The following is a 13,979-nucleotide window of genomic DNA, read 5'->3' on the forward strand; positions in this document are numbered from 1 at the left end:
GCACCCTGATCCCGACAGGAGGATCCCTTGCTAGATCGCTACGCCATCGTGCTGATCCGTCGCCCCCTCAACGCCCTCGCCAGGCCCCTGGCTCGTCTGGGGATCAGCGCCAACCAGATCAGCATCGGCGGATTTGTCATCGGCATGCTGAGCCTGCCCCTGCTCGCCCTTGGCCAGTTCGAGGCGGCCCTGCTCTGCATCGTGCTCAACCGCATCATGGATGGTCTGGATGGCGCCATCGCGCGCCTCCAGGGCATCACGGATTGCGGCGGCTTTCTCGACATCACCCTGGACTTTATCTTCTATGCCGCCGTGGTGCTGGGCTTCGCCCTGGCCGATCCCGCCAACCATGCCCTGGCCGCCGCCACCCTGCTGTTCGCTTTTATGGGCACGGGGTCGAGCTTCCTCGCCTTCGCCATCATGGCGGGCAAGCGGGGCATAGCGAACCCCGTCTATCACCACAAGTCCCTCTATTACCTGGGGGGGCTGACCGAAGGCAGCGAGACCATAGGGGTGTTCGTGCTGATGTGCCTGTGGCCCCACTGGTTTGCCCCCCTGGCCTACGGTTTCGCGGCCCTCTGCCTGGTCACTGTGCTGACCCGGCTCTGGAGCGGTTACCACACCCTCAAGTCCTGAACCTGGCCATGGTGGTGCTTGCGCATCGCCATGGATCCACTACCATGGCGGCATCCCGTTTTTGTGCCGTTGGAAGCCCTATGCACCGTTTCATCCCCTTTGTCCTTCTCCTCCCCCTGATCTCCGGGTGCAGCAGCGCCGCCAACACGCCGGCACAGGCCCCCGCCCCCAAGGCAAAAAGCGGAGGCAGTTTCCTCATCACGCCCCCGCCCAAGCAGACGGCCGGGGTGCTGGCAGGGGATTTCGCCACCAATCCGGCGGTGGATCAGTTCATCGCCATGATGGTCAGCAAGCATGGCTTCGACCGTGCCGAGCTGCACCGGGTGCTCTCCCAGGCCTCTCGCGAGCAGTGGATCATCAATCTGATGGATCGTCAGGCCCCGGTCTCGACCGCGCCAAGCGGCCCGAACGGCGCCTGGAACCGCTACCGCGCCAAGTTCATCACCCCGGACAATGTGCAAAACGGTGTCAACTTCTGGCGCGAGTATGAGACCGAGCTCAATCGTGCCTCTGCCCAGTACGGGGTGCCCCCGGAGATCATCGTCGGCATCATAGGGGTGGAGACCCGCTGGGGCCGGGTGATGGGCAAGACCCCCATCCTGGATGCCCTGGCCACCCTGGCATTCGACTACCCCCGCCGTGCCAGCTTCTTTCGCGGCGAGCTGGAGCAGTTCCTGATCATGACCCGCAACGAGGGAATAGACCCGAGCGAACCGACCGGCTCCTACGCGGGCGCCATGGGCTATGGCCAGTTCATGCCCTCCAGCTTCCACGGCTATGCGGTGGATTTTGACGGCAACGGCCACACCAACCTCTGGGATCCGGTGGATGCCATCGGCAGCGTGGCCAACTACTTCAAGGCCCACGGCTGGCGCAAGGGGGATCAGGTTGCGGTGCGGGCCCAGGGCCAGGCGCCCGGCTTCGAGACCGGCTTTCAGACCAGCTACAGCCTGGATACCCTGCGCCGGGCCGGCCTCTCCCCCATCGGCCCCCTCGGTGCTCACAGCAAGGCCAGCCTGCTGCGCCTGGACGTGGGCAAGAGCTACCAGTACTGGTACGGCCTGCCGAACTTCTACACCATCACCCGCTACAACCACAGCACCCACTACGCCATGGCGGTGTGGCAGCTGGGGCTGGCGGTCAAGGCCGCCCGCGGCTACTGACAGCGCACCCTGCCAATGCAAAACGGGCCCGACGGGCCCGTTTTGCTATTCGTTTTCCAGCAGCCAGCGCTTGAGCAAGGCGGCCAGCTGTCCCTGCTCTTCCTGGGTCAGCGGGGCCAGCAGGCGCCGCTCGTTGGCCACGTGGCGCTCCACCGCATAGTCCACCAGCTCCCGCCCCGGCTCCGTCAGGCAGACCAAGAGGCTGCGCCTGTCATCGGGGGCCGCCTGGCGCACGATGAGGCCGCGCTGCTCCAGCTTGTCGAGCCGGGCCGTCATGGCCCCCGAGCTCAGCATGGCGGACTGGTAGAGGGCGGTCGGGGTCAGCGGTTCACCGGCCCGGCGCAGGGTCGCCAGTATGTCGAAGTCCGAGCCCAGCAGGCCGCACGCCTTGAGCTCTTCGCTCACCTCGCGCCCGGCGATGGCCGCCATGCGCGCCACCCGCCCCAGCACCCCCATGGGGGTGCAGTCGAGATCCGGTCGCTGCCGCGCCCACTGGGCCAGCAAGAGGTCTACATGATCACTGTCCATTCCGGCTCCATTATCTTTACGAAAAGATACTTGATAATAAACCAACTCATGGCTAATTTATCTTTACTTAAAGATACTTTGTTGCGAGACAATCATGCCACTGCTGATCGCCCTGCTCGCCCCCCTGCTCTGGGGCAGCACCTATGCCGTCGTCAGCCTCTACCTGACCGACTACTCCCCCTACTGGGTGGCCGTGTGGCGCGCCCTGCCGGCCGGGCTCCTGCTGCTGCTGTGCCATCCCCGCAGGCCGCCCCTCACCTGGAACCGGCAGTTCCTGCTGGCGTTTTGCAACATCACCGCCTTCTTCGCCCTGCTGTTCGTGGCGGCGTACCGCCTGCCGGGCGCCGTGGCGGGCACCCTGGGCGCCACCCTGCCCCTCGTCCTGATGGGGCTGGCCTGGCTGCAGGATGGTGTCAGGCCGACCCTGAAGTGGCTGCTGCTGGGGATGATGGGACTCGCGGGTGTGCTCCTGCTGCTTAACCCCTCCGCCAACCTGGATCCCGTCGGCGTGGCGTGCGCCCTGCTCGCCACCCTGCTCATCGGCCAGTCCAGCCGCTGGATGCAGCGCTGGCCGGTGAGCGATCTGCTGGCGCTCACCGCCTGGCAGCTGCTGCTCGGGGGGCTGATGCTGATCCCGATCGCCTGGTGGTTGGCGGGCCCCATGCCGCTGCCGCAGCCGGCGAGTGCCCCCGGGCTGCTCTGGCTGGTGCTGCTCAACACGGCGCTGGCCTACTGGGCCTGGCTGTGGGGACTCAAGCGCCATGGCCCCGAGTTGATGGGCATGCTGGCCCTCACCAACCCCATGGTGGCGGTCTCCTTCGGCGTGCTGCTGGTCGGCGAGACGCTGGACGGTTGGCAGTGGCTCGGCATCGCGGTGATCCTGCTCTCCCTCTTCCTGATGAAGCTGCCGACCCGGCCTCTCTTCAAGGGCAGGCAGGCGGCCAAGGCTTGTCCCGACCAGCCGGGAAATGGCTGATCGGGCACCAGATCCCCGTCAGGCAGATAGCAAAGAGGAGCCATTATGGCTCCTCTTTATGCGCTTCAGCGACTGGCCTCAGGCTCAGACGCCGGCCTTGGCCAGGGCCGCGGAGACGATCTGCTGGGCCTCCTGCTGGATGAGGTCAAGGTGCGCCTCGCCCTTGAAGCTCTCCATGTAGATCTTGTAGATGGACTCGGTGCCGGACGGACGCGCCGCGAACCAGCCGTTCTCGGTCACCACCTTCAGGCCACCGATGGCGGCATCGTTGCCGGGGGCGCGGGTCAGCTTGGCGAGGATGGGCTCACCTGCCAGGGTCGAGGCCTCCACCAGCGCCGGATCCAGCTTGGACAGCACCGCCTTCTGGGCGCTGTTGGCCGGGGCGTCGATACGGCGGTAGCTGGAGCGGCCAAATTTGGCCTCCAGCGCATCGTAGTGGGCCTGGGGATCCTTGCCGGTGACCGCCAGAATTTCAGCCGCCAGCAGCGCCAGGATGAAGCCATCCTTGTCAGTGGTCCAGACGGTGCCGTCCTTGCGCAGGAAGGAGGCGCCCGCGCTCTCCTCGCCGCCAAAGCCGAACTCGCCGCTGAAGAGGCCATCCACGAACCACTTGAAGCCGACCGGCACCTCTTTGAGGGTACGGCCGATCTCGCCGGCGACCCGGTCAATCATGGAAGAGGAGACCAGCGTCTTGCCGACCGCGGCCGCCTTGGGCCAGCCGGTGCGATGGGTGAACAGATACTGGATCGCCACCGCCAGGTAATGGTTCGGGTTCATCAGCCCCGCCTGGGTGACGATGCCGTGACGGTCGTAGTCGGGGTCATTGCCAAGGGCGATGTCGAACTTGTCTTTGAGGGCAATCAGGCTGGCCATGGCAAACGGGCTGGAGCAATCCATCCGGATCTTGCCGTCCTTGTCGAGCGTCATGAAGGAGAAGGTGGGATCGACGCGATAGTTGACCACCTCGATGTTCAGATCGTAGCGCTTGGCGATCACGTCCCAATAGGCCACGCCGGAGCCGCCCAGCGGGTCCACCCCTATCTTGATGCCAGCCTGCTTGATGGCGGCCAAGTCCAGCACGTTCTCGAGATCATCCACATAGGGGGTGACATAGTCATGTTCCACCACGAATTCGCTCGCCAGGGCCTCGGCGAACGGCATCCGCTTCACACCGGCCAGACCGGCTTCCAGAATGGCGTTGGCTCTGTCTTCCACCCACTTGGTGATCTCCCCTTCGGCAGGACCGCCGTGGGGGGGGTTGTACTTGAAGCCACCGTCTTCCGGCGGGTTGTGGGACGGGGTGATCACCACGCCGTCAGCGCGCGCAGCGGGTTTGCTGGCGTTGTGGCGCAAAATGGCGTGGGAGATGACCGGGGTCGGCGTGAAGCCCAGACCCGCCTGGATGCGGGTCTCGACGCCGTTGGCCGCCAGCACTTCCACCGCGCTGGAGAAGGCGGATTCAGACAGGGCGTGAGTGTCCATGCCCACAAACAGCGGGCCCGTGATACCGGCCTGCTGGCGATACTCCACCAGCGCCTGGGTCACCGCCAGGATATGGGATTCGGTGAAGGCGTTGTGCAGGGCGCTGCCACGGTGGCCAGAGGTGCCAAAAGCCACCCGCTGCTCGGGGCGGCTCATGTCCGGCTTGTTGAGGTAGTAGGCGCTGACCAGACGGGGGATGTTGGTCAGGTCACTTAAACGAGCCGGCTGACCGGCGTGAGCATGCTGTGCCATGGCGTTTTCCTTGCTTGCTAACTGCTTGACGAAACAGGCCCGGGTGAGGGCCCCGCACATTCAAAGATCAGAATCCATTGAGCCCAGGGCTCCTCATCACACCAGGGCGCAGGCCTCTGCGATCAGGGCCTCGTCATAGCCCATGCTGGCCATCAGCTGGGCCACCATGTTCTGCTTGCGGCTGGTGTTGGTGTTGGTGATGACCCAGAAGGGGGTCTCGGGCACCGGCTTGGGCTTGGTGGTGCTGCCGCTGGCGCGCAGGGCTTCCGGGTCCTGGGAGAAATAGACGCGCTTGCGCCCCTTGATCTCGGTGGCCTGGGTGAAGCCCGCCGGATCGTCCCGATAGAGGGTGCTGAGCAGCATCATGAAACGATTGATGGACTTCTCCTCCTGCTGCAGTGCGCCCGAGGCCAGCAGGCGCGTCAGCGCCTCGCCCACGGCGGCCGGTTGCGGCTCGGCGGGGGGGGTATCGGCCAGGACGGATGCAGGCGGTATCGCCTTGATGCGGGTAGGCTGCTCCAGCAGGCGGCGCAATATGTCGGAGGCACTCTCACCTATGTGGCGGGTCTGGCTGGCGATATAGAAGTAGAGATCGTCATCAAGTTCGATGGTTTTCATAGGGTTGGCGCTGGACTCACGAAAAGTGGGATGGGGCGATTATACATAGCCAGACCCGACGGCCCAAGCGGCCCGTCAGATGTGCATGAAACTCCACGAGAATACGGCATAATGGCGGGCCAAGTGTGTGATCCTCCGCACTGAGTCGCCTATTCGGGGCCATTTTTTTGAAAAAAAACCACAAAAAAATCCCCACCAAGGAATGAAATCCTTTTCTTTCAGTGCGTTAAAAAACAGGCGAAACAGCCCACGACCGACAAGGTGTCATTTTGCAACAACACTCATTATTGAACTTCAAGGAACAGGGCCAGGGCCCGGCCGTGGTGCTGATCCATGGCCTGTTCGGCAGCCTGGACAACCTGGGCCTGCTGGCCCGTCCCCTCGGCGAGCACTATCGCGTCATCAGCCTGGATCTGCGCAACCACGGCGGCTCCTTTCACTCAGGCGAGATGAGCTACCCGCAGCAGGCGGCGGATGTGCTCGCCCTGCTGGATCGGCTCGGGCTTGAACAGGTGGCCCTGGTCGGTCACTCCATGGGGGGCAAGGTGGCCATGCAGGTCGCCAAGCAGGCCCCCCACAGGGTCAGCAAGCTGGTGGTGGCCGACATGGCCCCGGTGGCCTATCCCCATGCCCGCCACCAGAATGTGTTTGCCGGCCTCAACGCCACCCTGCGCCAGCCGGTGCAGAGCCGCAGCGAGGCCGACGCCCTGCTGGCTCGCCACATCGAGATCCCCGGGGTGCGCCAGTTCCTGCTCAAGTCTTTTGCCAAGACCGATGCGGGCTGGGGCTGGCGCTTCAATGTGCCGGCCCTTGAGCGCAACTACGCCAACATCATGGGCTGGCCCGATGCCGACTCCCGCTTCGAGGGGCCAACCCTGTTCATCAAGGGCGGCGAGTCGGACTATATGTTGCCCGCCTATACCGAGACTGTGATGGTGCAATTCCCTGCGGCAAAGGCCCGGGTCATCGCCGGAACCGGCCACTGGCTCCACGCCGAGAAGCCGGTTTTGTTCAACAAACTGGTTGTGGATTTCCTGTCTACAGGCGGTTAACAGTTTCAAATCCTTTGTGATATAGTGCCGCCCGTCATAAGGAGTGTGCGCAATCCATGCTGAGCCAACATATTGAACTGATCGAGAGTCTGGGCCTGAAACTGTTCTTCGTGGCCATTTTTCTGTTGATTGGTCTGGCTATCCAGGACGTACTCAAACGAGGCAACGTGCCCCGTTTCGGTCGCTTCATCGTCTGGCTGGTACTGTTTTTAGGTTGCGCGGGTTTTGTCGCCAAGGGGCTGATCGAACTGAGCTGGGAAGGCTCGGGTCTCGGCTAACTGCTCATAGATGAAGTATGGCCAAACAGCAAACTGATCGAACAACACTGGATCTGTTCGCAAATGAGAAGCGCCCCGGCAGGCCAAAGACCAACCCACTCCCCCGCGAGACCCAGCTCAAGATCAACAAGCGCAATCAGCTCAAGCGTGATCGGGAGAATGGACTGAAGCGGGTAGAGTTAAAGGTGGAGGCCGAGTTGCTGGAGCGCCTGAACCAACTTGCGCTGCAACAGAACGTCAGCCGCGCCGAGCTGATCCAATCTATCCTGAAGCAACAGATCGACTCTGCCCTCGTGGCGGGTCAGCTGATCTGACCGTTAAGCATCAACACCAGATACGGGTAACGAAACACTATGGCAAGTGTAGGTCTGTTTTTCGGCAGCGATACCGGTAATACCGAAGCTGTCGCCAAGATGATCCAGAAAGAGCTGGGCAAACAACTGATTGAAGTCCGTGACATCGCCAAGAGCAGCAAGGCCGACATCGACAGCTTCAGTCTGCTGATGTTCGGCATCCCGACTTGGTACTACGGCGAAGCCCAAGCCGATTGGGACGACTTCTTCCCGGAACTCGAAGAGATCGACTTCACCGACAAGCTGGTCGCCATCTTCGGTTGTGGCGATCAGGAAGACTATTCCGAGTACTTCCTCGACGCCATGGGCACCCTGCGTGACATCGTCGAGGCCAAGGGTGCCATCATCATAGGCCACTGGCCAACCGCAGGTTACGACTTCGAGGCCTCCAAGGCCCTGGTCGATGACAAGCACTTCGTCGGTCTGGGTATCGATGAAGATCGCCAACCCGAGCTGACCGCCGAGCGCGTCAAGGGCTGGTGCAAGCAGATCCATGAAGAGATGTGCCTCGCCGAACTCGAGTGAGACACTTCTGTTGAAACAACGGCCCATCCGGGCCGTTTTTTTATGGCATTTTTCTGTCGGCAGACGCCGTCATGCTTCCCGATGTCCCCGTCTCTCTGTGCTCCTTGCGCTGGCGCACATAGAGGGTGCGCCTGATCTCGGCCACCAGTTCGCCCTTCTGATCCTGGACCAGCACGTCGAACTCGGGAAAATGCTTGTCCCCCTGGCGGGTCGCCGCCGCTATCTCGGCCAGCTTGGCCTCGGTCAGATTGAACTCGGCGATGAGCTTGCCCTTGCCCGGCTTGATGTAGTTGATGCTGCCCGCCTTGTCCCAGACATAATAGTGGTTCTTGAAATAGCCCATCAGCATCAGCGGGTAGATGGGATCCGTCATGGCGAACATGCTGCCGCCAAACTGGGTCCGGTTGGCATTCTTGTTCCACCAGCGGGACTTGAGCGTCACCCGGCAGAAACGAAAGTCATCGCTCAGGGTTTCTATCTTGATGCCGGCACCCCAGAATGGGGGCCAGGCGTTGAGGGCGCGGCGCACCCAGGCCGCATTGTCAAAAAGCCAATCCATGGATCTCATCCGACCAGACAAACAGGTGTTACATTTTAACAACAATTAGCAGGCAAGCAAGGGGAGGAAAATAATCCAACCCCAGTCTCTCGACGGAAAATAGCCGCTAAACCCTTTGAATTACTGGGTTTATTTTTTGTGACCGTACGACCTATAATGACATTGGATCTGAGTTCAAGGTTGCCATTCCCGCGCCAGTCACTCAGAATAACCCCACCTTCGAGAATGCGAATAAGTTGAATATGCCAGACAATAATCAAGCGTTAAAAAAGGCCGGGCTCAAAATCACCCTGCCGCGCGTCAAGATCCTCGAGATCCTGCAGCAGCCGGAATGCCAGCACACCAGTGCCGAAGACCTCTACAAACGACTGATCGATCACGGTGAAGAGATTGGTCTGGCGACCGTGTATCGCGTTCTCAACCAGTTTGATGATGCCGGCATCGTCACCCGCCACCACTTCGAGGGCGGCAAGTCGGTATTCGAGCTGGCCACCCAGGAGCACCACGACCACCTGGTCTGCCTCGACTGTGGCAAGGTGATCGAGTTCTCCGACGAGGTGATCGAGCAGCGTCAGCGCGACATCGCCAAGCACCACAACATCCGGCTGACCAACCACAGCCTCTACCTGTATGGTCACTGCGCCAACGGTGACTGCAAACACGACGAATAACGCCGTCGGCCGTGAGCAGCCATGAAAAAGCCAGCATCACGCTGGCTTTTTTTGTGTCCGCAGTCCGGACCAGAGTGGCAGGGTCTCCCCTGCCCTTCTGATTCATCAGGCCTCGGCCTTGCCCCAGACGTCGCGCAGGGCGACTGTGCGGTTGAACACCAGGTGCTCAGGGCTGGAGAGCTTGTTGTCGGCGCAAAAATAGCCTTCGCGCTCGAACTGGTAGGCAGACTCCGGCTGGGCGTCCTTGAGGGAAGCCTCGACCCGGGCGCCCTCGATGATCACCAGAGATTCCGGGTTCAGGGCCCCTTCGAAGTCCTCTTCGGCGCCCGGGTTCGGCACCTTGAACAGACGGTCATAGAGGCGCACTTGCGCCGGCAGGGAGTGAGTGGCGCTGACCCAGTGGATCACCCCCTTCACCTTGCGGCCATCGGCCGGATCCTTGCCCAGGGTCTCGGGATCGTAGGAGCAGTAGATGCAGGTGACCTTGCCGTCGGCATCCTTCTCGATGCGCTCGGCCTTGATCACATAGGCGTTGCGCAGACGCACTTCCTTGCCCAGCACCAGACGCTTGAACTGCTTGTTCGCTTCCTCTTTGAAGTCCGCCTCGTCGATGAAGATCTCGCGGGTGAAGGGAAGCGTACGGCTGCCCATCTCCGGCTTGTTCGGATGAACCGGCGCCGTCAGCACCTCGTCGGCGGTCAGGTTCTCGATCACCACCTTCACCGGGTGCAGCACCGCCATGGCGCGGGGGGCATTCTCGTTGAGATCGTCGCGAATGCAGGCTTCCAGCATGCTCATCTCGACGATGTTGTCCTGCTTGGTCACGCCGATGCGCTTGCAGAACTCGCGGATGGCGGCCGGGGTATAGCCACGGCGGCGCAGCCCGGAGACGGTCAGCATGCGCGGATCATCCCAGCCATTGACGTGCCCCTCGGTCACCAGCAGGTTCAGCTTGCGCTTGGACATGACGGTGTATTCGAGGTTCAGGCGGGAGAACTCGTACTGACGGGGGTGGCAGTCGATGCTGATGTTGTCCAGCACCCAGTCATACAGGCGGCGGTTGTCCTGGAACTCCAGGGTGCACAGGGAGTGGGTGATCCCCTCCAGGGCGTCCGAGATGCAGTGGGTGAAGTCATACATGGGGTAGATGCACCACTGGTCACCGGTCTGGTGATGGTGGGCAAACTTGATGCGGTAGATGACGGGGTCACGCATCACCATGAAGGGGGACGCCATGTCGATCTTGGCGCGCAGGCAGGCGGCGCCTTCGGCCATCTCGCCGTTCTTCATCTTGGCGAACAGGGCCAGGTTCTCTGCCACGGAGCGATCGCGGAACGGGCTGTTCTTGCCCGGCGCGGTCAGGGTGCCGCGGTACTCGCGCATCTGCTCGGCAGAGAGCTCGTCCACATAGGCCAGCCCCTTCTCGATGAGCTCGACGGCGTAGCCGTGCAGCTTGTCGAAATAGTCGGAGGAGTAGCGGATCTCGCCGCTCCACTGGAAGCCGAGCCACTGCACGTCCCGCTTGATGGACTCGACGAACTCTATGTCTTCCTTGACGGGGTTGGTGTCATCGAAGCGCAGGTTGCACTGGCCCTGATAGTCGCGGGCGATGCCGAAGTTCAGGCAGATGGACTTGGCATGGCCGATGTGGAGATAACCGTTCGGCTCGGGAGGAAAACGGGTCTGCACGCTCTTGTGCTTACCGCTGGCCAGATCCTCATCGATGATCTGACGAATAAAGTTGCTCGGGCTGTTCGCCTCAGTCATGGCTCACCTCAAAATGCGCGTCACTGGCGAGGGACGAGCCACTGGCTCCGATCCCCCGCCGTCAAGCCGGGTATGATCCCCTATTCGGGCGCCCGCCTCAACCTGAATTTTGCCCTTTCGGCCCAGGCGGCGGGCCATGACGGACAAGCGGCGTCAGGGAGGGTGGGCCCCCGGCGCCCCCCCCCATCGAGGGCCGTCCCGGCCGCCATGGGCACAAGGCCACGCCCCCATGCTGACCGGCAGGCAAAAAAAGACCCCGCACCAGGCGGGGTTGAAGGTGATGAAAACATCAAAACAGACTCACACACAACAAAGGTTCACACGCAGAGTCAACCTTTCCCAAGGCTGGCGACGCCGGCCTTGAGAAAGGCGGGTCTTGGACCCGCCTCGCGCTATGGTTTGCAGGCTGTCAGTTCAGCTCGGTCACCCGGCTGGTGCGCTTGCCATCGAAGCTGGTGGTGCGCAGCCAGACCTTGCCAGTGACGGTCGGCTTGGCCGCCGCGTCATAGGCGGTCCAGGTGGTGCCGTCCAGGCTGTACTGGATGGGCAGACCCGGCAGGTCCACGTTCGCTTCAAGCTTGCCGTTCACCACCTTGGCGCCCGGCACCGAGAGGCGGTACTCGACACCGGCCTGATCCAGTTTCGGCAGCTGGCGCTGGGCCAGGGCGTTGGCGAACTGGTTCCACTCCTGGTTCAGGGCAGCCTTGTTGACGTGCTTGGTCTCGCCGGAGAACTCGCGGCCCTTCACGTAGTCGAGCTCGAAGCCGCCCTTGTGCCAGGCACGCTCGGCCACGGAGAAGATACGCGGATAGACCATGTACTCGTACTGGGCGTCGGTGCGCACGGTTTCGCTCCACAGCTGGCCTGAGATCCCCTTGAACTTGACGCCATCCTGGTCGCCCTTGGCCACGAAGGCATTGCCGTCACGGTCCACCGAGGTCTCGGCGTTCTGGGGCAGGTTCTCCGGGGCGAAGGCGAACACCTTGCGGGTGTCATTGAAGCGGGTCGCCCAGTAGTAGCCGCGCTCGGCCGGATGCACCTCGTTCGGGAAGTCGAAGTAGAGGTAATCGGGGTTGGAGAGCACCACCTCATAGCCCTTGTGCGCCCACTTCATCGCCTCGTTGAAGCCACCCCAGTAGAGGGTTTCCCAGAAGTTGACCCGGGTGTTGTCGGTGGCGAAGTCCTTGGCGCCGCTGGCGTATTTCAGGCCATCTTCCCAGGCTTGCAGGGTGGAGAAGCCGTGGCTCTTGACCATCTCGCTCACTTCCTTGGCAAAGTACACCGGCAGCTCGCCCACTTCCTTGATCTTGCCCTCGTCGATCATCTTCTGGCACAGGGGGGACTTGCCGAACGGCTTGTCCTGCTTGCTGGAGTCGACGTTGCCCTTCCAGGCCACCAGATCGGCGGCCGGGGTGACGGCCGGATCCTGATAGCCGCCGCCCTGCATGATGTTCTTCGCCTCGTCACCACCGTAGTGCCAGGCGGTCAGGGGCTGACCGGCGGCCTGGTGCATCTGGGCCACTTCGTCCATCACCTTGGCCACGAAGGTGGCGGCGCCCGGCTGGCAGGGGTTGATGAAGGACATCTTGTCGTAGAACTGCACAGAGGTGACGTTGGAGGTATCGTCCGGGTCGGTCAGACGGAACTGGTTCGCCTCGGCCTCCTTGCCCTCGGCCATCAGACGCTGGTAGCGCGCCTCCATGGAGACCACGGCGGCACGGGCGTGGGCCGGCATGTTGATCTCGGGGATCACGGTCACGCCGCGGGCCTTGGCATAGCGCACCAGATCGATGTAGTCGGCCTTGCTGTAGAAGCCGGAGCCCTGGTTGTCGCTGCTGGGGCCTGAGCCCAGCTGCGGCATCAAGCACTGGGTCTCGGACTCGTCATGGCAACGCTGGCTGCCCACCTCGGTCAGCTCCGGCAGGCCCGGGATCTCGATGCGCCAGCCCTCATCGTTGGTCAATCCCAGGTGCAGCACGTTGAGCTTGGTGGCGGACATCTGGTCAACCAGCTTCTTCAGGGTCTCGGCGCTTCGGAAGTGACGGGCCACGTCGGTCTGCATGCCGCGGTATTCGAAGCGCGGCGCATCCTCGACGCTCATCTGGCTCACCAGCTTGTCATCCACTCCCAGCAGGGAGATCAGTGACTGGGCACCCCAGAAGGCCCCGTCGATGTCGCGACCCTGAATGACAGCGCCTTTCGTCCCTATGGTCATGTCGTAGCCTTCGGCCTGCTTGACCTTGCTGCCGAGCTTGATGGTGACCGGGTAGCCGGTGTCGGAGAGGGTAACACCCAGCCTGGTCAGTTGCGCCTTGATGGCATCGGCACGGTCGGTCGGCAAGTCGAGGGCATCGAGCTTGATGGTGGAGAGATCCACCTGCGGGCCCGCCTTGACCACCTGCTTCTGTGGGGTCGGCAGGATCTTGTTGTCCACCTTGGCCGCCGGCAGCAAGGTGCTGGTCTGGTTGGCGGCGAAGCGGGTCTCGCTGTTCATCAGGACGTTGTTGTCGTCCTTGGTGCGCTTCCAGCCGTCGGCCGGCATCGGCTTCTCGTAGCTGCTGGCGTCGTCGATGTTGCTCATGCTGGCGATCACCTTGGGCTCGGCGCCCTCGGCGGAGACATACCAGTTCGGCATGATGTCTGATTCGAACAATACCCAGTATTCCACCACCAGGGGCACCTCGACCGTGGCATCCTTGGCAAAACCCTGGAACTTCTCGGTTGGCGTCAAACGATAGAGGTCGCCGGTCAGGTGGGTGATGGTGAACTGGTCGTTATCCACCCGCTGAATGCGGCGAATGGAGGAGACATAGATGCTCCAGTCCTTGGAGGTGACGTCGGCACCGGTATGGGTCAGGTGCAGCTTGGCCACGCCGCAACTGGCCCACTCGGAGCCCAGCGCCTGACAGTCGAGGCCGGCGCCGGCACCGTCATTGGTGACGACTTCGTACTTGACGACGAGGTTGCTGGCGAGGGAATCGACCACGGCTTGCCTAGCGGCATCGGCGGCCAGTGCAGGGCCGGTGAAAACGGTAGACATGGCAATGGCTAACAGAGAATGTTTCAAGTTCATAACTGCTGCTCTCATTTGAAGTAAAGGTTGGATTGTCTTGGCTTTT

General features: G+C 62.3%; 14 protein-coding genes. 8 read left to right on the forward strand and 6 right to left on the reverse strand.

The annotated features are described in order from the left end of the window. Positions 1-27: 27 nt before the first annotated feature. Both ACLHZ1_RS07505 and mltB read left to right on the forward strand, forming a co-directional pair. A complete protein-coding gene (locus tag ACLHZ1_RS07505; protein WP_427261566.1) occupies positions 28-636 on the forward strand; it encodes a CDP-alcohol phosphatidyltransferase family protein in 609 nt (202 codons plus the stop codon). An 80-nt stretch (positions 637-716) separates the two neighbouring features. Beyond that, positions 717-1,799 carry a lytic murein transglycosylase B gene (gene mltB, locus ACLHZ1_RS07510; protein ID WP_427261567.1) on the forward strand — a complete coding sequence of 361 codons (1,083 nt, stop codon included), beginning with the start codon at positions 717-719 and terminating at the stop codon, positions 1,797-1,799. A 45-nt stretch (positions 1,800-1,844) separates the two neighbouring features. Here the strand turns inward: mltB and ACLHZ1_RS07515 are convergent, their stop codons facing one another. Next, a complete protein-coding gene (locus ACLHZ1_RS07515; RefSeq protein WP_427261568.1) occupies positions 1,845-2,327 on the reverse strand; it encodes a MarR family winged helix-turn-helix transcriptional regulator in 483 nt (160 codons plus the stop codon). A gap of 94 nt (positions 2,328-2,421) precedes the next feature. On the opposite strand from ACLHZ1_RS07515, the gene ACLHZ1_RS07520 reads away from it, so the two are divergent. Beyond that, complete coding sequence (locus ACLHZ1_RS07520; protein WP_427261569.1) at positions 2,422-3,303, forward strand: DMT family transporter; 882 nt, start codon at positions 2,422-2,424, stop codon at positions 3,301-3,303. Between the two features lie 84 nt (positions 3,304-3,387). Here the strand turns inward: ACLHZ1_RS07520 and pgm are convergent, their stop codons facing one another. Both pgm and seqA read right to left on the reverse strand, forming a co-directional pair. Then, positions 3,388-5,037 (reverse strand): phosphoglucomutase (alpha-D-glucose-1,6-bisphosphate-dependent), encoded by a 1,650-nt coding sequence (gene pgm, locus ACLHZ1_RS07525; RefSeq protein ID WP_427261570.1) that lies wholly within the window; start codon positions 5,035-5,037, stop codon positions 3,388-3,390. A 96-nt stretch (positions 5,038-5,133) separates the two neighbouring features. Further along, positions 5,134-5,655: a replication initiation negative regulator SeqA gene (gene seqA / locus ACLHZ1_RS07530; RefSeq protein ID WP_427261571.1), complete on the reverse strand. Its 522-nt coding sequence runs from the start codon at positions 5,653-5,655 to the stop codon at positions 5,134-5,136. 287 nt (positions 5,656-5,942) lie between these two features. Between seqA and ACLHZ1_RS07535 the strand changes: the two genes are divergently transcribed. From ACLHZ1_RS07535 to fldA, 4 genes are read left to right on the forward strand one after another with little or no spacing between them, the layout of a single operon-like run. Next, positions 5,943-6,707: an alpha/beta fold hydrolase gene (locus tag ACLHZ1_RS07535; RefSeq protein ID WP_427261645.1), complete on the forward strand. Its 765-nt coding sequence runs from the start codon at positions 5,943-5,945 to the stop codon at positions 6,705-6,707. A gap of 56 nt (positions 6,708-6,763) precedes the next feature. Then, positions 6,764-6,985, forward strand: coding sequence for a DUF2788 domain-containing protein (locus ACLHZ1_RS07540; RefSeq protein ID WP_408794559.1), 222 nt, complete (start codon positions 6,764-6,766; stop codon positions 6,983-6,985). A gap of 17 nt (positions 6,986-7,002) precedes the next feature. Next, positions 7,003-7,299, forward strand: coding sequence for a LexA regulated protein (gene ybfE / locus ACLHZ1_RS07545; protein ID WP_041997752.1), 297 nt, complete (start codon positions 7,003-7,005; stop codon positions 7,297-7,299). 39 nt (positions 7,300-7,338) lie between these two features. Then, complete coding sequence (gene fldA, locus ACLHZ1_RS07550; protein ID WP_041997751.1) at positions 7,339-7,863, forward strand: flavodoxin FldA; 525 nt, start codon at positions 7,339-7,341, stop codon at positions 7,861-7,863. 40 nt (positions 7,864-7,903) lie between these two features. Here the strand turns inward: fldA and ACLHZ1_RS07555 are convergent, their stop codons facing one another. Beyond that, on the reverse strand, positions 7,904-8,422 hold the full coding sequence (locus tag ACLHZ1_RS07555; RefSeq protein ID WP_408794556.1) for a DUF4442 domain-containing protein: 519 nt from the start codon (positions 8,420-8,422) through the stop codon (positions 7,904-7,906). A 242-nt stretch (positions 8,423-8,664) separates the two neighbouring features. Between ACLHZ1_RS07555 and fur the strand changes: the two genes are divergently transcribed. Next, positions 8,665-9,093 carry a ferric iron uptake transcriptional regulator gene (gene fur, locus ACLHZ1_RS07560; protein WP_408794554.1) on the forward strand — a complete coding sequence of 143 codons (429 nt, stop codon included), beginning with the start codon at positions 8,665-8,667 and terminating at the stop codon, positions 9,091-9,093. Positions 9,094-9,198: 105 nt separating this feature from the next. Here fur and glnS read toward each other — a convergent pair whose 3' ends face one another. Together glnS and ACLHZ1_RS07570 are read right to left on the reverse strand one after the other, a co-directional pair. Beyond that, entirely contained in the window at positions 9,199-10,860 is a 1,662-nt protein-coding gene (glnS, locus tag ACLHZ1_RS07565) for a glutamine--tRNA ligase (protein WP_427261572.1), read from the reverse strand. A 409-nt stretch (positions 10,861-11,269) separates the two neighbouring features. Further along, the gene (locus ACLHZ1_RS07570; protein ID WP_427261573.1) at positions 11,270-13,933 is read right to left on the reverse strand and encodes a beta-N-acetylhexosaminidase; all 2,664 of its coding nucleotides are present in this window, start codon (positions 13,931-13,933) and stop codon (positions 11,270-11,272) included. Positions 13,934-13,979: the final 46 nt, after the last annotated feature.

Origin of the sequence: Aeromonas sobria (genome assembly GCF_050266975.1) — a bacterium.
Taxonomy (GTDB): Bacteria; Pseudomonadota; Gammaproteobacteria; order Enterobacterales; family Aeromonadaceae; genus Aeromonas; species Aeromonas sobria_B.